Annotated in this window: 18 protein-coding genes and 7 tRNA genes; 5 read left to right on the top strand and 20 right to left on the bottom strand. The window is 39.5% G+C overall.

The genetic code is table 11. The features are described 5' to 3' along the window. Nucleotides 1–61: 61 nt before the first annotated feature. Together HQQ94_RS11060 and HQQ94_RS11055 are read left to right on the top strand one after the other, a co-directional pair. Nucleotides 62–1,804: a DEAD/DEAH box helicase gene (locus HQQ94_RS11060; protein ID WP_375335696.1), complete on the top strand. Its 1,743-nt coding sequence runs from the start codon at nt 62–64 to the stop codon at nt 1,802–1,804. 69 nt (nt 1,805–1,873) lie between these two features. Continuing rightward, nucleotides 1,874–2,143 (top strand): GrxA family glutaredoxin, encoded by a 270-nt coding sequence (locus tag HQQ94_RS11055; protein ID WP_173294474.1) that lies wholly within the window; start codon nt 1,874–1,876, stop codon nt 2,141–2,143. A 342-nt stretch (nt 2,144–2,485) separates the two neighbouring features. Here HQQ94_RS11055 and HQQ94_RS11050 read toward each other — a convergent pair. The 15 genes from HQQ94_RS11050 to HQQ94_RS10980 form a co-directional block, all read right to left on the bottom strand. Then, nucleotides 2,486–2,561: transfer RNA gene (locus HQQ94_RS11050), tRNA-Lys, on the bottom strand. A 67-nt stretch (nt 2,562–2,628) separates the two neighbouring features. Continuing rightward, nucleotides 2,629–2,704 (bottom strand) — tRNA-Lys (locus tag HQQ94_RS11045). 66 nt (nt 2,705–2,770) lie between these two features. After that, nucleotides 2,771–2,846 (bottom strand) — tRNA-Lys (locus HQQ94_RS11040). A 66-nt stretch (nt 2,847–2,912) separates the two neighbouring features. Beyond that, a tRNA-Lys gene (locus HQQ94_RS11035) sits at nt 2,913–2,988 on the bottom strand. A 66-nt stretch (nt 2,989–3,054) separates the two neighbouring features. Next, a tRNA-Lys gene (locus HQQ94_RS11030) sits at nt 3,055–3,130 on the bottom strand. A 67-nt stretch (nt 3,131–3,197) separates the two neighbouring features. After that, nucleotides 3,198–3,273, bottom strand: a tRNA-Lys gene (locus HQQ94_RS11025). Nucleotides 3,274–3,339: 66 nt separating this feature from the next. Continuing rightward, a tRNA-Lys gene (locus HQQ94_RS11020) sits at nt 3,340–3,415 on the bottom strand. Between the two features lie 347 nt (nt 3,416–3,762). Continuing rightward, the gene (gene ybgF, locus HQQ94_RS11015) at nt 3,763–4,488 is read right to left on the bottom strand and encodes a tol-pal system protein YbgF (RefSeq protein ID WP_173296610.1); all 726 of its coding nucleotides are present in this window, start codon (nt 4,486–4,488) and stop codon (nt 3,763–3,765) included. A 34-nt stretch (nt 4,489–4,522) separates the two neighbouring features. Beyond that, on the bottom strand, nt 4,523–5,059 hold the full coding sequence (pal, locus tag HQQ94_RS11010; RefSeq protein WP_173294472.1) for a peptidoglycan-associated lipoprotein Pal: 537 nt from the start codon (nt 5,057–5,059) through the stop codon (nt 4,523–4,525). A 34-nt stretch (nt 5,060–5,093) separates the two neighbouring features. Beyond that, the gene (gene tolB, locus HQQ94_RS11005) at nt 5,094–6,422 is read right to left on the bottom strand and encodes a Tol-Pal system beta propeller repeat protein TolB (RefSeq protein ID WP_173294470.1); all 1,329 of its coding nucleotides are present in this window, start codon (nt 6,420–6,422) and stop codon (nt 5,094–5,096) included. A 9-nt stretch (nt 6,423–6,431) separates the two neighbouring features. Continuing rightward, nucleotides 6,432–7,331, bottom strand: a complete 900-nt coding sequence (tolA, locus tag HQQ94_RS11000) for a cell envelope integrity protein TolA (RefSeq protein WP_173296609.1) — start codon at nt 7,329–7,331, stop codon at nt 6,432–6,434. A gap of 9 nt (nt 7,332–7,340) precedes the next feature. Continuing rightward, nucleotides 7,341–7,775: a protein TolR gene (tolR, locus tag HQQ94_RS10995; protein ID WP_173294468.1), complete on the bottom strand. Its 435-nt coding sequence runs from the start codon at nt 7,773–7,775 to the stop codon at nt 7,341–7,343. Then, entirely contained in the window at nt 7,775–8,464 is a 690-nt protein-coding gene (gene tolQ, locus HQQ94_RS10990; protein WP_173294466.1) for a protein TolQ, read from the bottom strand. Before tolQ ends, tolR begins: the two co-directional genes overlap by 1 nt. Then, nucleotides 8,454–8,852 (bottom strand): tol-pal system-associated acyl-CoA thioesterase, encoded by a 399-nt coding sequence (ybgC, locus tag HQQ94_RS10985; protein ID WP_173294465.1) that lies wholly within the window; start codon nt 8,850–8,852, stop codon nt 8,454–8,456. Before ybgC ends, tolQ begins: the two co-directional genes overlap by 11 nt. Before the next feature lie 572 nt (nt 8,853–9,424). Next, nucleotides 9,425–10,435, bottom strand: coding sequence for a substrate-binding domain-containing protein (locus HQQ94_RS10980; protein WP_173294464.1), 1,011 nt, complete (start codon nt 10,433–10,435; stop codon nt 9,425–9,427). Between the two features lie 454 nt (nt 10,436–10,889). On the opposite strand from HQQ94_RS10980, the gene HQQ94_RS10975 reads away from it, so the two are divergent. Next, nucleotides 10,890–11,345, top strand: a complete 456-nt coding sequence (locus HQQ94_RS10975) for an ati2 chaperone (protein ID WP_173294463.1) — start codon at nt 10,890–10,892, stop codon at nt 11,343–11,345. Nucleotides 11,346–11,355: 10 nt separating this feature from the next. Further along, the gene (locus HQQ94_RS10970) at nt 11,356–12,450 is read left to right on the top strand and encodes a hypothetical protein (RefSeq protein ID WP_173294462.1); all 1,095 of its coding nucleotides are present in this window, start codon (nt 11,356–11,358) and stop codon (nt 12,448–12,450) included. 195 nt (nt 12,451–12,645) lie between these two features. On the opposite strand, the gene HQQ94_RS10965 is transcribed toward HQQ94_RS10970, so the two are convergent. Further along, nucleotides 12,646–13,368 carry an META domain-containing protein gene (locus HQQ94_RS10965; RefSeq protein WP_173294461.1) on the bottom strand — a complete coding sequence of 241 codons (723 nt, stop codon included), beginning with the start codon at nt 13,366–13,368 and terminating at the stop codon, nt 12,646–12,648. Nucleotides 13,369–14,042: 674 nt separating this feature from the next. Here HQQ94_RS10965 and HQQ94_RS10960 point away from each other — a divergent pair. After that, on the top strand, nt 14,043–14,441 hold the full coding sequence (locus tag HQQ94_RS10960) for a hypothetical protein (RefSeq protein WP_173294460.1): 399 nt from the start codon (nt 14,043–14,045) through the stop codon (nt 14,439–14,441). 144 nt (nt 14,442–14,585) lie between these two features. Here HQQ94_RS10960 and HQQ94_RS10955 read toward each other — a convergent pair whose 3' ends face one another. The 4 genes from HQQ94_RS10955 to tssA all read right to left on the bottom strand — a co-directional run bounded on the left by HQQ94_RS10955 (nt 14,586) and on the right by tssA (nt 22,194). Continuing rightward, a complete protein-coding gene (locus HQQ94_RS10955; RefSeq protein ID WP_173294458.1) occupies nt 14,586–14,984 on the bottom strand; it encodes a tail fiber domain-containing protein in 399 nt (132 codons plus the stop codon). 754 nt (nt 14,985–15,738) lie between these two features. Then, nucleotides 15,739–16,986: a type VI secretion system ImpA family N-terminal domain-containing protein gene (locus HQQ94_RS10950; protein ID WP_173294456.1), complete on the bottom strand. Its 1,248-nt coding sequence runs from the start codon at nt 16,984–16,986 to the stop codon at nt 15,739–15,741. 212 nt (nt 16,987–17,198) lie between these two features. Further along, the gene (gene tssM / locus HQQ94_RS10945; protein WP_173294454.1) at nt 17,199–20,762 is read right to left on the bottom strand and encodes a type VI secretion system membrane subunit TssM; all 3,564 of its coding nucleotides are present in this window, start codon (nt 20,760–20,762) and stop codon (nt 17,199–17,201) included. A 16-nt stretch (nt 20,763–20,778) separates the two neighbouring features. Next, nucleotides 20,779–22,194, bottom strand: coding sequence for a type VI secretion system protein TssA (tssA, locus tag HQQ94_RS10940; RefSeq protein WP_173294452.1), 1,416 nt, complete (start codon nt 22,192–22,194; stop codon nt 20,779–20,781). Nucleotides 22,195–22,196 lie beyond the last annotated feature (2 nt).

Below are 22,196 nucleotides of genomic sequence, written 5' to 3'. Positions count from 1 at the left end.
ACCCAAACCACCTCAAATACTGTTATCCTTCCTTGTAAGACACCATTGTAATTAGATTTTTGTGCAATTAAGAGACTATCAACAACAAGCAGTAGACGCGGCGGTGACACATTTTACATCAAGCGATGATACCGCAGTATTAGTCCTCCCTACTGGCGCAGGAAAAAGTATTGTCATTGCAGAGCTTGCTCGCATTGCTAATGGCCGAGTTTTAGTGCTGACTCACGTCAAAGAGCTCGTTGCTCAAAACGCTGAAAAAGTCGGTATAATGACCACTGCTGCCAGTATTTATTCCGCTGGTCTTAAACAAAAGTCCACTAAAAATAAAACGGTTGTAGCCAGTATTCAATCTGCCGTCAGAGCACATGAGCAGTTCAATGACCCCTTTTCTTTAGTGATTATCGATGAATGCCATAGGGTCAGCCCCAATGAAACCAGTCAATATCAACAATTATTGACCCATCTTAGGCATCAAAATCCAAAAATAAAGCTGTTAGGGCTTACTGCGACGCCTTATCGATTAGACTTAGGCTGGATTTATCATCACCATTACCATGGTAAAATGGGTAACCCTGATAAACCCGTATTCCAGCAGTGTATTTTTGAACTTCCAATGCGACCTCTCATTAAACGAGGTTATTTAACAGCACCAAAACTGTTCGATGGCTTATCAGTACAATATGACTTTAGTGCTTTAGTGCCCTCCCAAAGTGGTGAATATCAGGAAAAAGAAGTCAATGCCCTACTCAATCATAGCGGGCGAGCAACCACTGCAATTATTAAGCAGATAAGTGAGATAGGAGCAAGCAGGCAGGGAGTCATTATTTTTGCCGCTACTGTTCGCCATGCTGAAGAAATTATGCAGGGATTAAGCAATGAAGCTGCTGCGCTTATTACGGCTAAAACCACCACAGAGGCCAGAGATAACATCATCAGCTCCTTCAAAGCGAGAGAAATTAAGTATCTCGTGAACGTCGCAGTGCTCACCACAGGATTTGATGCGCCTCATGTGGATCTCATTGCAATATTAAGGCCGACAGCATCTGTGAGCCTGTTTCAGCAAATGGTAGGAAGAGGACTTAGGATCTGCGAAGGAAAAAATGAGTGCCTCGTCATCGACTATGCAGCCAATGGCTACGATCTTTACTTTCCCGAAGTCGGCCAACATAAGCCCAATAGTAAAAGCGTCCCGGTTCAAGTCCACTGCCCAGAATGCCATTTCGCCAATATTTTTTGGGGACTGGTTGACGATGATGGCGACATTATCGAGCACTTTGGCAGACGCTGCCAAGCGCTAATTGAACAAAACACGGTAAAGCATCAGTGTGACTTCCGTTTTCGCTCTAAATCTTGCCCTAATTGTGGGGAAGAAAATGATATTGCCGCAAAAATCTGTCACCACTGTAATGCCATGCTAATTGATCCAGATAAACGTCTTAAGGAAGTATTACAACAAAAACATCACCATTTGTTCAAATGCCAAACCATGCTGTTTGTCAAAGAAGGTGAGCGGTTAAGCATTCAATATATTGATCTTGATGGTAATGATTATTGTCGCTATTTTAAGTTTCAGACTGCAGGTCAACGAAAAGCATTCTATGCCATTTTTGTGCTTACTCATACTCGCACACCAGGACTGAAACATCAGCAATACAACAATGTCGATGACGTCATGACTGCAAGAGAAAAATTTAAAATGCCAGATTTACTCTTATTAAAAAAAGGGCAAAAAGGGTGGGATCTCATTGACACTTTTTTTGATTATCGTGGCCGCTATCAAACAGAAAATAAGTTTATTCGATAGGCATATGCAAGATGAGTCTTCTTATGGTATATAGTATTGATAATATCGATCAATTTTTCAGGAGTGACTATGTTTGTCGTAATTTTTGGCCGTCCCGGCTGCCCATACTGTGTCAGAGCAGTTCAACTATCCGAGCAACTTGTTGACGCCCGTGATGACTTTAAATTTAAGTATGTGGATATTCACGCGGAAGGGATCTCAAAAGCAGATCTTGAAAAGACAGTCGGTAAGCCAGTCGAGACAGTACCTCAAATTTTTGTTGATAAAGATCATGTTGGTGGATGTACCGAATTTGAACAGTATGTGAGAGATAACCAGTTATTATCACCCGCGAGTTAATTACTGACACTCGCTGTACCCTATAAAAAAGGAGGCTTAAGCCTCCTTTTTTTATAGGGTATAAATGAATATCCCCTCACCAAAGGTTTACGTTCTGGCTCAAATTCGCTTTACGAAGAGGGCTATCTTGAGTCGTTGAGGATCAAAAGCCTTTACGCCGCAAGCGGCGGGGAATACAACCCGAAGAAATTCAATCACTATATAGCAAGCGGATCGGCGATATAACGGCAAAAAGTAGCGTAGAAGTACAGATCTAAAAAATTATTGCAGAAAAAGCTGAAGTTGTATTATCACCATTAAGATAATATTTGATTTTATATCTTTTTACCACGAGTTTATATGTGGTGGGCCGTGAAGGATTCGAACCTTCGACCAATTGGTTAAAAGCCAACTGCTCTACCAACTGAGCTAACGGCCCTTCTGGTAAATCTTCTGAATTCATTGTATGACTCACATTAACGTCATTCAATCCACTCTCAGATAAGTGGTGGGCCGTGAAGGATTCGAACCTTCGACCAATTGGTTAAAAGCCAACTGCTCTACCAACTGAGCTAACGGCCCTTCTGGTAAATCTTCTGAATTCATTGCATGACTCAATTAACGTCATTTAATCCACTATCAGATAAGTGGTGGGCCGTGAAGGATTCGAACCTTCGACCAATTGGTTAAAAGCCAACTGCTCTACCAACTGAGCTAACGGCCCTTCTGGTAAATCTTCTGAATTTATTGCATGACTCAATTAACGTCATTTAATCCACTCTCAGATAAGTGGTGGGCCGTGAAGGATTCGAACCTTCGACCAATTGGTTAAAAGCCAACTGCTCTACCAACTGAGCTAACGGCCCTTCTGGTAAATCTTCTGAATTCATTGCATGACTCAATTAACGTCATTTAATCCACTCTCAGATAAGTGGTGGGCCGTGAAGGATTCGAACCTTCGACCAATTGGTTAAAAGCCAACTGCTCTACCAACTGAGCTAACGGCCCTTCTGGTAAATCTTCTGAATTCATTGCATGACTCACATTAACGTCATTCAATCCACTCTCAGATAAGTGGTGGGCCGTGAAGGATTCGAACCTTCGACCAATTGGTTAAAAGCCAACTGCTCTACCAACTGAGCTAACGGCCCTTCTGGTAAATCTTCTGAATTCATTGCATGACTCAATTAACGTCATTCAATCCACTCTCAGATAAGTGGTGGGCCGTGAAGGATTCGAACCTTCGACCAATTGGTTAAAAGCCAACTGCTCTACCAACTGAGCTAACGGCCCTTCTGGTAAATCTTCTGAATTCACTGTAAGCTCAACAATCAAATAAGCTTTTAGTCCACTTCAAATGTGGTTTTATCAAATAATTAGCAACATAATCATCAATAATATTATCAATATAAATATTCGATAACATTATACAATGTTTGCCTTAAATAATCACACCACTTTGCATGTTACAGCAAATTGTCATTATTATTTGTAACAATGCAAATTAACACCTCAAGCGACTCTCCGCTCTGAGGGCGCCTATAATACCTTTTTCGTATTGGCATGCAAGTGCATTTTTTGCATTTCTTGTTGTTTGAATGAAAAACAGACTAGGAGTATGTTTTTCGTTTCAAATCAGATTAAAGAGCAGTCAACTTCTGCTGAGCAATTCGAGCAGCTGAACTATTTGCATATTCTTTTAACACTTGTTGATAATAGACTTCTGCAGATGATCGGTTTCCAGCCTTTTCAGCTATCATTCCAAGCTTAACTAAACTGTCTCCACGCTTATTAGATTCTTTGAAATTATCTACCACAGTGTTAAACACTTTTTTAGCTGAAGTAAACTCACCTTTATTGTATAAAAGCTGACCTAGCCAATAATTCGCATTAGCAGAATATGTTGAATTCGGATAGTTTTTAATAAACGCACCAAACGCATATATGGCCTCATCATATTTTTTCTGTTTAAGCACTAAATTAAGGGCTTGCTCGTAACTTGCTGTTTCGCTGAGCGTTGAAGCATGACCCGCTTCTGAAGGTGATGATGAAGCAGCAGAGACTGATGTACGATTGACCGTTAGGTTAGCAATATCATCATACAATTGGCGTTGTCGTTGCAACACCTGATCAAGCTGATAGCTTTGTTGCTCATTGAGTCCACGAAGATCAAGGACCTCTTGCTGCAAAGTATCAAGACGTGACTGCATCTGATATTCAGATTGCTGCTTTGCTTTTACTATCCTTTCTAAACGTGCAACTCTCTCATCGGTTGAACCACCAGTTATATCTGCAACTGGTGCAGGAGCAGCAATGACTGCTCCTATACTGAGAAGAATTGCCGCACTTAATACGGCATTTTTCATCATCACTTTTTACCTACACTTTTTACTTTAAAAATTAGTAAACTAATACTGCTCTACGATTAATCGCAAACCCATCGTCAGTACGAGACATATCGAGCGGTTTTTCTTCACCATAACTGACATTACTGATTTGGCTATGCAATACACCCATACCTTGTAAATATTTCGCTACAGCCTTTGCTCGTCGCTCTCCCAGTGCAATGTTATACTCTGGTGTACCACGTTCATCTGCATGACCTTCAATCATCACATGCACATTTGGGTGCTCAATAAGGTACTCGCCATGGGCTTGTAATACTTCGGCAAAATGTGCGGATACCGAGCTGCGATCAAAATCAAAATAAATGATGTGTTCTTTACGTAATTCTTGATATTTGAGACGTTCCTGCTCTTTTGGTGCCAATACTGATGCAACTCCTCCCGTTTCTACACCGCCTGTCGTCAGATCGCTTTCTGAGCTGGTATTAACACTCGTTGCATCTGTTTCAGAGTCAGACGTCGAGCTACATGCACTCATCGCTAACATAGGTATTGCAACCAACATGGCTTTAAACAGCTTATTGAGATCCATCGTAAAATCCTTAATTTTTTATCAGTAAATATCGTTATAAAAATGGTGACCAAGAGGGTGATTTAATTTCCCCTTGAACTGCAGGCAATCGAGCCTTAAATCGTCCATCGGTTGAAACCGCTGCTAACACTTGCTTTCCTTGATAGGTTGTCCCATAGATCACCATACTACCGTTGGGGGCAACACTGGGTGACTCATCAAGACGAGTAGAAGTTAACACCTGCATAAAGCGTGTTTCGAGATCCATTCGTGCAATGTTAAACTTACCTTTCGTTCGATTAACAAATACCATACTCCGCCCATCCGGAGAAATTGACCCCCCTAAATTCCATTCTCCTTCAAATGTCATCCGTTGCACTTTGCCCGATGCTAATGACACCTTGTAAATTTGAGGACGTCCACCTCGCTCAGAGGTGAAAATAAGTGATTTACCATCGGGAAACCATGATGCTTCGGTATCAATAGCATAATGGTTAGTCACACGCTTTAAGGCTTTGGTATCAATATCCACTACATACACTTCTGGCTGACCATCTTTAGAGAGAGTCAGCGCCAATTTTTTACCGTTGGGTGAAAAAACAGGAGAACCATTAATGCCATCAAAACTGGTGATTTTAGCTCTAGACTGGGTGTAAATATCCTGTATAAATATTTCAGATCTCTTATTTTCAAAACTGACATAAGCCAATTTCCGACCATCAGGAGACCAAGAAGGAGACATTAGGGGCTCAGGGGAGCGTAATAACATCTGTTCGTTATAACCATCATAATCAGAAATCATTAAATGATATGGTGAGGCCTCTCCATGCTTCACTACAACATACGCTATTCGCGTTAAAAAAGCACCACGCACGCCTGTTAGTTTTTCGTAAACAATGTCGCTGATCCTATGGCCATATTGACGAAATTGAGCCAAAGAAATCACGGTTTCACGACTATCTATGAGGTATTCACTACTGGATTCGGCACCTGAATGAGATTGCATCTGCCCCTTAACTAAATCAACCAAGTCAAATGTCACCAAATATTGATCACTGCCAAAAGGTTTAATCGAGCCCATAACAACCGCTTCAGCGCCAACCTTTGACCAATCTTTGGCAACAAATTGAGACACAGAATTGATGTTTCTTTGAGGTAGACTCAATTCATCTAACGATTTAAAGGTGCCACTGCGAGTCAGATCAGACATGACCACATCAGAAATTTGCTGTGGAGCTGGCCCTTCTCCTTGCCATACAAAAGGGATCACAGCGATGGGACGTGCTGCGTCAATACCTTCAGTGATCACAATATCTAACGCCGCTCTGGCAGGTACACTTAACACAATAAGCCCAAGAAAGAGCCATTTACCTAACGTCTTCATAGTACCCCTCTAATTAAATTCTGGTTGCACGGTTAAATTAATTTCTTTTAGTTCATTATAAACAGCCGGTTCACTTGATACTGGCAAACGTCCCGCCTTATTCATTGCTGTTTTAATCGCTCGACATACAACAGGATCGCCAGACACAACTTTACTTCCAGTCACAAAACCATCACTGGCTAAGCGAATAAAAATCAGACAACTCTTACCACGCATAGATTCATCAACCACGAGATTTCGCTGAATCGTTGCACGTATCATACTGGTATAACGGTCCACTTCCGTCGTCAGCTGTTTATTACGCGTCTGTGACAATGACGCTTGCTCAGCGGCTAACGCCTCTTGCATCATCTTTTCTTGTAATTGACGTGTTTTTTCATCTGCTTTACGTTTATCAGATGCTTTCTTCGCAGCGACTTCCTCTTGCTTACGTTTGGCTGCAGCCTTTTCAGCGGCCGCTTCAGATGCTTTACGTTCCTGCTCTTTTAGCTTTCTGTCAGCTTCTGCTTGTTGCGCTAACGCCTTAGCTTGTTTTTCTTTTTCTTGAGCTAAATTAGCAGCCTTAGTGGCATTATTAGTTTCAATTTCTTTTAGCTTACGCTGCTGCTCTAATTTGTTAATTTGAGCTTGCTCACGCTTACGTTCCTCTCTCGCTTGCTGCAATTGGTGTGCTAATTTATCCTGCCTAGCTTTCTCTTTGCGCGCAGATTCTCGTTTTTCAGCTTTTAAACGCTCAACATGCTGTGTCACCTTGTTTTGATCAACAACCACTGCTTGGACTGCTGGTGCACTGGCTTGAACATGAGGTTTAGGCTTTTCTGAAAAATCGACACCTATGGCAAGAATCACAATCACACCAATATGAATACTGGCTGAAATCACTAAAGGAAATTTAATATTCACTCTCATTGTCACTGATCACTCCTTTGGCGAATCTGTCATCAAACCAACAGAAGGAACACCTGCACCTTGCAATGTCACCATGAGCTGGATCACCTTTTCATAAGCAATGCTTCTGTCAGCTTTCACCACTACAGGACGCTCAGGCTCTAGCTGTATCATTGCACTAACACGTGTTGCTATCTCTTCAAGATCCAACGTCTCACGAGCGCTTGAACTGCCAACATCGAGAAAATAAGCCCCATCAGCATCGATGGAAGCGACAATCGGAGGTTTACTGTCCGCAGACAGGGCTTCAGATTGAGCTTGAGGGAGGTCAACCTTTACCCCTTGGGTCACAATCGGGGCTGTAACCATAAAGATGATTAACAGCACCAACATCACATCGATATACGGAACTACATTTATCTCAGCAACCGGACGACGGCGTTTACGCTGATAACCCTGCTGCATTATGCCTCTTCCTTTTCGCTATACGCTTGACGATGTAGGATACTAGAGAACTCCTCCATAAAGTTGGCATATAACATCTCAATTTTATCCACCTGCGTTGAAAAGCGGTTATAAGCAATCACAGCTGGAATGGCTGCAAATAGTCCCATCGCCGTTGCAATAAGCGCTTCTGCGATCCCTGGCGCCACCATGGCTAACGTGGCATTTTCAACGGCACCCAATGCAATAAATGAATTCATGATCCCCCACACAGTACCAAACAAACCAATATAGGGACTGGTTGAGCCTATCGTTGCCAACAAAGGCAGATGGGTTTCCAGTTTATCCATCTCTCTTGAAAGCGAGACTCTCATCGCCCTATAGCTGCCATCCATCACAGCATCTGGAACCTTATTATTTAACTTTCTTAATCTAGCGTACTCTTTAAAACCAGAATGAAATAACGTCTCTAAACCCGTATTGGTTTCTTGCCTAACTGAGAGCTCTTTATACAATTTATTAAGATCGACCCCAGACCAAAATTTATCTTCGAATTTCAGCGAGCTCTTCCTGACCGTATTCAGCAATTGACGACGCTGAATAATAACCGCCCATGACATGATAGAGAGGCTAAGTAACGTCAGCATAACCAACTTAACTAAAACACTTGCCTGTAAAAACAATCCAATAATTGAAATTTCAGCTTCCACTTTTTAACTCCTGAACAATATTTTGAGGAATGGCCCTAGGTTTCATTCGTGTCAAGGTAATACAAGCAACGACTATCTTGCCTTCACAATACACGACACCTTGGTGATCAACTAAGCGTTGCTGAAATGTCAGCGACGCCTTTTTCATTTCTATGACAAGCGTTTCAACTAAAAGGTTCTGCTCAAAACGAGCTGCACGACAAAAATCAAGCTCGGCCCTTGTTACCACAAACGCAATATCCTCAGCTAATAACTGCGTTTGATTAACCCCAATAGCCCTTAGGCATTCAGTACGGGCACGCTCAAAAAATTTAAGATAATTTGCATGATACACAACGCCACCGGCATCGGTATCTTCATAATAAATAGAAATAGGCCAACGAAACATAGAACTCTGGTGCCATACATTACGATAAAAGAGGCCTACTATACCTAGAGACCATGCAATTGTGAATGCTTCACAGCACCATGAAGAAGCTAATTAACATAAATATTTGTTCATGTCGAATAGACTCTCCCTCCCCTCTTCGCAAAAAAGATCGACTCTGCTTGTTATAGGGCCATAGTCCACTTAACAGCCTTTGTTGAATCACTCGTTACTTCACTAAAAGTGACATCATCTCACACTCGTTTTATTGTTATCCATATGCATTACTCTTGACCTAGATATACCATCAAACAATAAAGAGACTAGAGAGATGAATAAGATAGCAGCGCTTCCCCAGTGTCTCGACCCAAATTAAATCGAGCCATACAGATGCCAACACAATGTAAACCCATTGGATAAATGATTATTTTATCTATAAAAAGTGGCCGAAAAGTAGTAACGTAAATTAACGAGTATTCTTCTCAAGCCAGTAAGAAATATGTTGGTGCAAAAATAATAAAGTGCTGTGATCACGCTTTTTACGCTAATGAATAAATCTTTTTTTGATGAGTAAAAAGTGTGCCCCAATTACGCTAATTTTTACCTGTACACGTACGATAATTATCTTGCGTACAGTAAGTTAATGGGGTCATGATCTGTTTTTCATATTTTTGCTTATTGACAATTTTATATAAGGTAAAAATGGCTTGTTTACCCATTTCAAAAGGGTTTTGCCCTATATTGGCATGCGCAAGATGCTCTTGTAAATATTGCCGTTGTATTTTAGCTGAATCACCAATAATAACAACAATATCCTTTCTCTCAATATCCAATTTATAAGGCTCAACGATGTCACGATAACCCTCAATAAACTGAGGCCAGCCACCGACAGCCACAAATGAGTCGATTTTCTGATCCTGATATAAGTTAAGTACCGTTTTTAAATCTTCCAATGCTTTATCAAACTGACCAAAGTTATATAAAGGTTGACTGATCTCAGTCCAACCATTATCTCCATTTAATCGTTCACCCGGTGCTGTAGAATATAATTTACCAGAAAGGGCAGAGCGTACTCCCATTACTCGCAAGTTAAGATTCGGAGAGTCCGGACGTCCGCTCTGTATCGCCAATACACCGCCATTAGGACGATATAATGTTAACTGCTCACCCAGCGCTTTACCGAGTTCAAAGTCATCAGATCCTATATATGATAATCGTAAGTGTTGATATTTTTTTAAGGTTTGTGGATCAAAATCAGCATCATAGGTGATAACAGGGATCTGGTGTTCGATTGCTTTCTTAATGCTATGGCTGGCCAAAAACTCAGATTGGGATATCGCAACTGCAATCCCATCGACACCAGTATCGATTAAGTCAGAAATGATTTTATCTTGAGCTCTAACATCAATGTTAGCGCTCCCTTGAAATATGCACTCCACATTACCCAACTTTTTTGCAGCAAATTTACACCCTTCACCACTGGCAATAAAAAATGGATTGTTCGTTTCTTTAGGGATCAGAGCAAACCTAAGGTTATCAGCCCTTGTCATCAAGGGAGTACTTAACAGTAAACAATAGAATAATAAGTAAAAATTATACTGCATAATGTTAACCTCTAATATTTATAAACGGTAAAGCAGTGCCTATAAATAAGTATATACCCAAACAACTTCAAGGCGTAGCTTTCAACATACCAAGCACTGTCACTTAACCGTTGAGTAAGCTGTTTGCTATTTTCCAATAAGAGAGGATAAATAAGGTCTACAAACTGGCATTCACGCTGACGCATTTCATTGGCATACAACAGCTAATAAAAATACTCCAGCATTAAAGTGGAAACCTATTATGGTTATTTAACATCGGTAAGAACTAAGGATTAAACAATACAAGTTAACAAGTACATCCGTCATTTTCTACACCTTAAATACAATATAAATGTAGCCATCTAAGTAAAAAAACCTTAACCATGTTTATTATATTTAGTAGCTAGTTAACACCATGAAATTAATGTTAAGATAAAGAACTTTATGTGTTAATTTAAATTGTTGTGGAGTTTTAATGGATATATATCAGCAGTCACTTTCATTTCTTGGTGTGGATATTAAATTTAATGAATACGGCATATTCAGCTGTGAGCTTCGATCTGATAAAGAAAATGAAGACGATGGTATTTTACTTACCGCAATTAAAAACACATTAAATTTAACCCTTTCGGTTTCCATTTCTAACCATAAAGAACTGCCCAATCCTATGCCTGACACATTATTTTTAGTGTTTGCAGATCAATCTTTAGCCCCTGTTTATGGCGGTATGGGATTAGGGGTATTACCAGACAGTCGCCGTTTAGTGGCTTATCAAACCCTTTCTCTTGATAAAGCATTAGACGGAGCCGTACAGCGCATGGTTGAAGAATTAACGACTGAAATTGAGCAATGGAATGAGATGATTGATAAAGTGAACCACACACAAGATACCTCGTCTCATTCAACATACCATCATTTTTTAAAAGTATAGGGCATCCATCATGACAACCATTAATTTATCACATTCATCACATGCCAATTTATCAGTCCATGATATAAAAAAAATAAAAGAGGCAAATGATGGTGATATTGTTCAATTCAAAACCAATATCCTTGATATGACCAAGACCTACACAGTATCAAAAAGCAACGATGGAAATGTCTTGTTAAAATATCAAACTGGATGTCACTCATCGATAAAACGAGATCAAATTCAACGTGATATGAATGTGCAGCTATCCACTCCAAAATCCATGACAAAAGTCAGCGTGTTGACATTGAATGCCGCCAACAAAACATTAAATAAATGTTACGTAGAAAAACTCACCGTTCAATTAAAAGATAAAAATGCTGATGTGGTGATTATCGCAGAGCAAGAATCAAAACACTCTATATTTAAAAATGAAAATTTAGCCGAACGTATAGCGAAACGTCTTGATATGGATGTCATTGACAAGAATGAATTTAGAGTCATGACAAAAAAACACCCGAAACACTTACTGAATATATCACGCACTGGTTTAACCATGCTTGCAAAGCCTGATGTCAATATTAAAGTCACTGATCACGATAAATTTCAAGAAGGTGGAACTATTTTTAAAAATAAAGGTGGAGTAACCACTACAGTTGAAATTGATAATATGAAACTTCGTGCAGTAGGTGTGCATCTTGATTCAAATAGTGAAGCAAAGCGAAACGGAGAAATTAAAGCATTATTAAAAAACACCAAAAATGACACAGAATTATTAGTGGCAGGTGATCATAATTACCGTTATAAAAATGGGGTTGACCCACTAAGTTCAAATCAGACAATTTACAAAGATTATGACGTCCACTTTAGTTCCCTAGGTGACAATGTGACTTATAAAAAACTGAATGAAGATGGCAGTATTAAAAAAAGCCCCCATCGAGAACATTATGATATAGGGCAACTGGACAATATTGGAATATCAAATAAATCAGGCCGTATATCAAAAGTTATCAGCAATGTGCTAACCCATATTCATGCCAGTGATCATAAACCGGTCATATCCACCTTTGATATTCGTGGTCAAGGCACCCAAGAAGAAGGTATGATCACACCCAGCTCAAAATAGTCATCATTATTTAATTACCGATTAAAATGAACTCAAGCATAGCGATCACCTCTTTACCATGAGATAATCACTATGCATTAATAGCAATGTATAATAACAGAAATATGCTAATAAACTTGGCGTAAAATTAACTTTAAACCATTAATTATAAAGCTATACAAAATGTGTTATACACATTTCCTTTAATTAATATATTCAATCATATGAATAAGTGAGAGAATATTCTGTTCCTTTCAACGTTAATTGACTGTTATTAATACTGACAGAACTCCAATCTGAAAGTACGCTTGATACAATTCTCTCAATATTCATATCTCGACATGCCATTTGTGTCATTCCCATCCGTAACACACGCAGACGATTGTTTTTCAGTTCTGATTGACCAAAGAATTGATTGCAGCCTGCATTACCACTTATACCAGCATCATGGTTAATTTCTAATGTCGCTGTTGAAGATACCGCTTCGCCATCAATTTCTATCAGTTTCCATTCATGGTTTTGAACCATATCAAGCGTTACTCGTGTACCGTAAGGATCAACAATTAAGTTTGATAGTGGAAGTGAGTGATAAAATAACTCTGAGTTCGGAAATGGATGATCTATGTATAAATCAAGATCTAATTCAAAGTCACGGACAATAAGTGCACGACAATCCATTCTTTGTCCTGATACTATTTGTAATGCATACCCATCTGAATTAGACACGACTTTCGCTGAATACTCGCTAAAATCATTTCTGCAATTAATAGTGCTACCATGAAAGATACTACCAACAATAGTAGGTTCTTGTGTCAGTGTAATGGCATATTCTGTTGATACTTCACTCGGCAATACAATAGCATCATTTGCAAAACTGGCTGAAGAAAACAATGCTGCCAAGCCTAAACTTAATACTTTAATACTACTATCCATTTTCATACTTTATATCCACGTTAATTATGGGATCATTCCCACGCGGTAATCTATATGATTAAAACTAAATGTCACACATTTTAATAACGTTTAACTAAAAAATTAAACCTTTAACCTACATTAAGAATGCATGTGTATATTTTAAAATCACCTCTTTCTTATTGTCCATGTCGTTTGTCGTCGTCAATCAACTATAATTACTCATCACGGTCCAGATCTATTGCTAATCCCTTATCCAAATATAGAGAGACTCCTTCTTAAGTGATCAGTTAAGGATCAGAAAAAATCACAAATAAAGTTTACATAAAAATCTACTACAGTGATTCATTGGGTTCATTATTTACACTTTTACCTAACCGATTAAGTTAACAAAAAGGATGTAAAAATAAGCAACTCTGTACTATAAAAGCAATAAATATGTACTAAAAAACAAATAAAAGCAGCACTTAAGTATTAATTACGTGTTTATATTTATAGTTAAGTGACAAAAACTTGATCTGAATCAATAATTTATGAGATTTTTGCTTTTTAAGCATTCAGCATAAACGTAAAAAATACACTTAAAAACATAATGAAACCTTTTGTTAACGTATGAATATTAAACAACAATGTCATTATTGGTATCTTTAAGTCCAAATAATAAAAGTCAAATAATAAAAGTCAAATAGGAATAAATCACAATGAAAAAATCAACATCTATGGCAATTGCAGCTTTGTTTTCTGTCTGTTTTTCTAATGCAAATGCGGCTGAGACTTATGTATATTGCGCTGAAGCTGATGGTAGTTGGGATTGGCTAATCGATAGTTCACAGGACTATGTTAACGTTGAAGGTGTATGGGGAAGAGAACCAGTACCAAACCTAGCCGGTAGCTATTTTAATTATTTTAGAATATCTGAAGCAGCTTATCACTCATTAAGCCATCAATGTGGTGAAGGGAAAAATGCACAACCTGGTGGTCACAATTCTTCTTATTGGGAAGTATTTAAAGTTTCTAGAAACAATGGAGAAGATTATCTTGCTAGTGGTAACAAAACTATCTTAGGTTCTTATGCTAACCATTACTTTAGATCATTATGAGTATTAAACAATACGCCATATTTATTCCGTTATGATGTATCAACTTCAATACGATAATTTCAATTAAAGTAAGAAAGTAACGATGATAGATGATCTGTTACATCATTGTCATCGCTTTTAATCTTAATAAATATAAATCAATACTTACCTATTTTCAAGATCACTAATACGAGTTTCCAACGCCTTAATCGCTTCTAATAATGTAGGGATCATTGCACGATAATCTACCATTAAATAACCTGATCCACTGTCGGTCATTACCATTTCTGGATACACCAACTGTAAATCTTGCGCGATAAAACCGAATTCTGTTTTGCCGGATGCTTTCATTTCATATTTAACACCCTGTATCTGTTTTATACTTAACATTGGGTGCTCAATATTACGAATGTTTGTCTTTAGTGCTTTATCACTACGCCATGGATCGAAATCGCCAGGACAGTTAATTTTACATTCATCATCATTTGGTTCATCGGCAATAACGGGCACAGAAAACATGGTTAAAAAACAAAAACCAAGCATGGTGATTTTTTTTATTGTCATAACAAAAATCCTATATATTATATTTCTACTACCCATAAGTAGTATTAAAAATCATCAGATAATATATGCTAAAAAATTAAACACATATAAAAATAGATCACTTACATCATAAAATTATAAACGAAATGCTGTCGGAAGATTTATACGACTAAAAATACTTTTGTGGCCATCAGCAATAACACTCCCATCAGAAAATATTATATTAAATACCTCCCAATGTGACGAATATCGATCAGCTGGTTGGGCTACATAACCTCTAGGACATTGTGAACTAAGTAATGTATATTTTGCTATTGAAATGCTAAAGTAATCAAAGTAAGCCCCATCAGAGTATATGTGCTTCCCCCATGACCCTTCCATTAATACATAATGGCCAGCGCTATCAAGGAGCCAATCCCAGTCACTTCCATCAGGCACAGCACAATATACATTTGTCATAACAGCATGTACTACAGGTATATTTAGCATCATGTAAAGAAAAATACATGATAAATATTTTTTGACCATTTAACGACAACTATATTAAACAATTTTATATTTACAATGTTAAACAAAAGACTGACATAGATCAAGGTAATGTTAATTAGTATTACGAGTAAATACTAAATGAAATAGCGATAAATCAAGACTGCTTTGGTTTTTATTCGAGATCATATCAAGTGCACATGTGTATTTGATCAAAAGATAGGGCTAGATTTTTTTAACGGTTCCATATCTTACCCATGTTTGAGTAAAATATGGACCCAAAAATAATTTATTGCTTAACTATTGATGGAATGCTGTGACTGGTATCTGCCGCAACATCAAATAATACCTTTTTTTTATTCCCTGTAACAGAGACATTATCCCCAGACAACACGACTGCCTTGTGTTGTTTGTTCCAAGCTTGAGTCAATAATGTACGCTTAATAAGTAACGCTTTTAACTGATTATTCAACTGGGTTAATTCAAATTTGGCTCGCCCGAGTTCTTGATCGGCTAACAGATCATCAATATAGTAAGCCCTGCCTAATATTGGCGTTAAGCTACTGGCATATTCTGCAAGATCAGATGAAAGCCCTTGTACCTTACGCCTATTTTTAGGTAACTGAACTGCAAGTTGGCTCAGGTTCGCCATCTTGGTTCTCGCCACTGAAAAACGTCGATAATGTTTATCCAAGTCCACGAGCAACATCACTTGTTCTGGATAAACTGAAATCAAGGGTTCTTGTAACGGCAGATTAAATAATTTATCAATCAGTTGTGCCACAGATAAAGGTGGAACGACCACAACCTCTGGTGCTTGATAAAGCCAACTCGGTGCTTTAGCAATGATTTTCTCATGGTAAATAACACTGAGATAACTGCTCAATACACTGCACATTAACAGTGTCGACAACATCATCAACACCGGCCACTTGGTTGACTTGTTAACTTGAGGCGGTGAGTCAGTACGTGGTGTGATCGTGCTATTTAGCCCCTTAGATTTATTGCTGTCGATCAAATCGATTTTTTCAAAAATCAGGTAACCTAGTACATCCAAGTTAGGCACATGCTGTGGCTGTTTCTGCTTTAATAATTCAAACAATTGCTGACAGGCATATTCACAGCGATACCATTCTCTTACATTTGCTGGCGTAGCTGCCATTTGTTTAAGCTCTGGGGTGATCTTCGTCACCGCCCAGTTAATCGTTTCGGCCACTTTTTCACAGGGAAGCTGAACAAGTTCTGCCGAATAAGACACAATAGACAGCATAAGCTCAAGGCCAGATGCGAGACCACTTACCCCTTGCGTCTTGCAAGCTGCGCTAATATAGTAGGCTGAAGTGAGTAAATCCGCACCTACAGAGCAGATTAATTGTTCAGCTAATTGATGTACCTTCTCCCAATCTGTCCCACCGCTCAACGGATTATTACGTCGGTTGATTTCGGCTCGCATTTGTTGATAAATCGCATTGTTTCTCAACTCAGTGAGATCTGAAGCTAAGATAAAACGTTGCACTTTATAGGTATTGTTTTGCATTAAAAAATCACCACTAGACAAAATGCTGCCTTGTTACACTGACTCAGTATTAAAAAACAGGGTTGCCCCTGCTGTTATTAGCGCAAGACTGGTTGATTGATTTATCTATCACGTTATGACTTGATGTGGTGGGATCCATACACCACATCAACGTCACTTTATAAAAACCATCAACAAGCATTGCACAACATAGGTTGGTTGTTCAATCAACCTTAGTACAAGGTTTTAGGGATTTTAAAACCACTGAGTAACTTAGTCGTGAACGGATTCACATTGTCACGAGTACGTAAACGGTAAGTCACATCGCCTTTATCCACCTCAAACTGATAGTCGACACTGGTTGAGCTACTGCCAGACATTTTTGCACTGTCAAGTAAGCGGAAGAATGCCCAAGGCCCTTCAAACTCAACAGAACGCGGTGAAGCCTCTGTCTCCGTTGGTACTAAGGTCAGCTTACTAAGCGCTGATTTTCTTAGTGTGTTAGGCCAAATCAAATTAATTCCGCGTTGCGGGCCATGCGTATATTCGACAAACTGCCCATCGATATTCATGACACTTCTGCGTTTATTGGCACTCATTTTAAGTGCTTCAAGTGAGAACTCAACATCCAGATTGCCTTTAGGGTTAAAGAAGGCTTGCTGGATTTGCTTAGCTTGCTTTAATGATGCCAATACTTCATTGCGCACCAAATTCGAGTTACCTTGACTAAATTGATTAAGTGCATCAAAGTTTTCTTCAAGAAACATCTTCATTTGATCGTTATAAAAAGTATTCAAGGTTCCTTCTGGACCAAAGAAGCGTTGAAAGTCATCAATAGAAACCTGTTTAGTCGATGCTGGATTAAACGGGTAACGTGATGCAAGATTTTGTTGATATTCTTGAAAAACTTCATTGTACCAACGTACTTCTAAATGCTTAATCGCGCTTTGCAGGATCACTTTCCAACTCTCGCTGGCCATTTTCCCCACCATGGTGTCCATAGGCTTAGGTAAGCTGGCAGAGATCCGCGCTAGCGCATAGATAGGATCGGTATCACTGAGTGTCAATCTATCCTGCGCTGCCTTAAGCGCCGCTTTACCCACATCCGGTGCATCTTGTATCGATTTCAAATAGCCATGTAAACGTCCAATAGAATCCATGACCTCATCAAGATAAACAGGTTGGTTACCATCGGTTTTCTGTAGTTGATTAAGCCCAGTAAAGTCAGCATCGATTTTTGCCGCAATTTGATACTGCGGTGAATCCAATATGGCCTTTTGTGCACTGAGATCATCAGGCATTGAGGGAAACAACTCAGTATTTTTAGTCAAGCTGTCTAAAATTCGATTAATCGGACGATTACTGATCGCAAAATTATCGATCACTAAGACACCATGATTGATATCATTAAAATCCTGCAATTCGAAACCATTTAATGCCTTACGCCATGATGATTTATAGTCAAGAATATATTGGTTAATGATCTTATTTCTAAGCGCAACTTTATCAGCTTGACTAAAATCAGTCGATTCTGATTGACCCAATACCCAACTGTCTATCAAGGCTAAGTCAGCAATTGAATCCGATTTTGGAATGAAATAACGCTCAAAACCTTGCTTACTTAATAAACGGGGAATTTTCATCGGATCCAGTGTTGCTTTGCCTGCATCTCTTTGTGCGAACACCAATTCATAAGCTGGCCCAGTGGCCAATTTTAAATCCAAAGATGTACCAAGAGCAGAACTTGCAGACTGCTTTAACTGGCGATACACTCGCTGCTCTATGGGCAACGAACTTAACTCTTGCTGCGTTTGAGCAATCAAACTGTCATAAGGTTTAAGCTTAGCTTCAGCCTCAAATGCCCCTGCATCGCGCAATGATTGCAGATCGGTATGCAGTAATGCATAGTCAAGATGCTCCATCAGTTGAGTCTGGAGTATTCGGTCACCTTCATAAGACTTTTGCCAAACTTGCGTAAAGTATGACTTAACAAAATCATCATGACGTCCACTTTTATCCACCATCATGCGGAACACCCGCAGCATGGCTAACTTTTCATTACTCTTATTGGGCGCTCTGGACATGTCTGTCGCAACTTGCTTCAATAAAGCAGGTAAATAGCGATATGACAATAACTTCAAATATGTCTCTTCTACTTTTGGCCCAATGGTATGACCTTGATAAAGACCAAAATCAGAAATGAATTTAGGTTTATCGCGGAAAAAACCAAATTCAAGCGTGGCCGTACGTATGGTGTTTAAAGGCGGAATAATGCTTTTACCCAACACATCAAAGCTAGACACTTCATTAAGTTCATTAAACGCTGTCACTTTATTAAGCACAGCATCGGCTTGATGGCTATTAAGCAGGTAATATCTGTGCCAAGTGCCGACTAACAAAACTGATGCTATCGAACAGGCCACAAAAGAGAGCATCATTAGACGCCGCTTTTGCTTGGCCACTTTGAAATTATCCGATGCGAGGCCGGCTTCAGGGTAAATAATTTTATGAAATAAAGTATGGATAAAGTAAGGTGTAGAATTATCTGACTTTTGAGCACTATTAATTGACTCTCTCAAACCATACCGACGTGAAGCACTGTCAACATAAGCATTGGTTGGCACACCTTGTTGATACACCGAGGAAAAATAAACTCCTCTGACTAAAGCCGAGGTAGAAAATTGATCACTGGCTAATGCATCACCTAAAAACTCCTGCAACACTTGATGTGATCCCGCTATCTGGCGAGTAAAACTGTAGATCGCAGTGCGCTCTTCTTTATCACGGCACTGCAATAATGCTCGAGGAAGTTGGGCATTAATACGTTCAATAAAGCCACGGTAATCAGCATCAAATTCCGCTAACCAACTGTCAAGATCGTTGACAGAATTTAACGAAAAGGTGAAGCCCATGATCTCATCACGCTGTGCTTGCGTATAGTGACGAAAAAAAGGTTCAAAACCGAGTAAAAGATCCAGCTTAGTTAAGGTGATATACACAGGGAGTCGGGTCGATAAGGTTTCCATCAATTCACGTAGGCGAGCACGCAGCAGCTGTGCGTAAGCCTTGCGTTCTGAGGTAGCAGAACTAATCATACTAGCCATATCGAGCGCAAGTACCACGCCGTTTAACGGACGACGGCTACGGGTATTCTCAAGCCATCCAACAAAATGCGTCCATAGGCGTCTTGCCATCTCGCCTTCATTGGTACCTTCAACTGTCTTCTGAGTTAATAACTCACCATCAGGATCAATTAACACCGCATCGTCACTTATCCACCAATCAAACGAATAAGGATTTTCAGTTTTTTTACCTGAAGCGCGCATCACCGAAGAAAAGACAAATTTTTGTCCTGAACGATTAATCAGACTGGTTTTTCCAGCGTTTTCTACACCTAATACTAGATACCAAGGTAAAGCATATAAATAATTTCGAGTATTTAAGCTGTCTTTTAATCCCGACATAACGTCATTAAGTTCCACTTCTTGACGTTCAACGAGTCCTTTAATGGGATCTTCTTTCAATTGCTGAGATTGCTCATTCTCCAAATTGTAATGTTTCAGTTTTCGCCACTGAAGCCAGCCCCAGAAAGTAAAACATGACAATGAGAAAATAGTGCTGGTAATCGCTCTTGCCATCACACTCGTAAGAGGCTGCTGTTCATCAACGACAAGCCAAGGGCCTGCCCACCAGATCCCGACGTTAATCAACACAAAAATAGCCACAATTAAAATCGGCATTGCCGATTTTATCTCCGGTAGTATCTTCATAAATAAATAATTGAGCTTAGACCACATATTGTTATTCCCTGACTTAATCAAAATTGGCTTTTTGTTTTAAACGAGCCATGAGCGTAGGCTCCCAGTCAGCTAAGACTGTTTGATTTGCCTGCTCGTATAGTACTTGATAATCGACACTCGCCATTGCTGACAATTGATGATTTTGCTTTAAATCTGCACCCAGTAAGCGCAAATAAAAAGCATCCCTTGGCTCAGATGCTTGCTGCAAATGCTCATTTAAACTGGCAAATGCCACTGATAACCCACCAGACTCAGCCAGTTCAGTTACCTCTGCACGCTGTTGTTCTACTCCCTGTCCATTGCAATCAAAACTGTTACCGCCATAACCTTCATCTAACCAACTTCGTGTTTCTGCATTAGCAAATGCCATACCGCCTTTAAATGACATCATGAGTAATTTAGGCAGTCGTACCACAAAAGCTGCCGTATCTTCATGGATCGCTTTCGCCCATTCCAGTTGCCCCAATGCTGAGGCGATTTGCGCACTTAAATAATGGCCATCAAGCCAAAATGGGCTCAGGGTCAAACTCTGTTCAATCCGCCTAAGCAATGCCATATCGGCGCCTCTTTCTAGCTGAGTCTTATATTCATTGATCCTATCTGTCGCTATTGGCATCAGGCTCGTCTCTCCTGCTGCGTTGGCATTCACTGGCACACCAGAAATAGCAAACCAAGTCGCAAAGCGGCGGATCCTAAGACTTAGTCCTATACCTGTTTCAAATTCTGAAATAAAATCAGCAACTTTGAGTAAAGTTTGTTTAGTTGCTTTATCATTAGTTGAATCGATTTCTAACTTAGGGGCACTCGTTGGTGGTGAGTGTTGAGCGACCTCACCTGAACTGCCCTGTACACTTCCATGAGAAACCGCAGGTGCACTTTGTTCATTGCGATCAAATTGACGGGTTAAGCGCGTTTGCAGCTGCGCTAAATCATCGGTGGGTAACTCCAATTTATCAGCCGTCTCAAACAAACTCGCCAAACGTGACAGTAAGAGAGATTGGCTGTCGGGATCACAAAATTGCGTGTCGACACTCTCTCCCACTTTAATGCTTCTTTGCATTATTTGACTAAAGTACTTACGCCTAGGTAAGACGCCACGCGCACCCGGTGCTGGGAAACATGTTTCCCAAAAAGACTGCATAAATGCATCTAAAATGCCCAATGATAAGCTAAACCTTTCAATGCTGGCTTGATATTGCACGCACTGCATTAAATAAGTGATCAATTTGAGATCTTTACTGCGTGTGCCTAATAAGGTCACAATGGCGGTTTCAACCTCCCCCCATTGCACTTCAGCATGAGAAAGCGATCCTACTTTCATTAATTGGCTTTCAACAAAATCAAAAAGTGGATCATCATGCAGTCTCTCTCCAACGGGACTCTCTCCCGCTATCGGCGCAGTGATCTTTTTAAGGTATTCATGTGTCATCT

Origin of the sequence: Shewanella sp. VB17, from assembly GCF_013248905.1 — a bacterium.
GTDB lineage: Bacteria > Pseudomonadota > Gammaproteobacteria > Enterobacterales > Shewanellaceae > Shewanella.
Note: the sequence above shows the minus strand (reverse complement) of the source record. Positions and strands in the feature narration are given on the sequence as shown.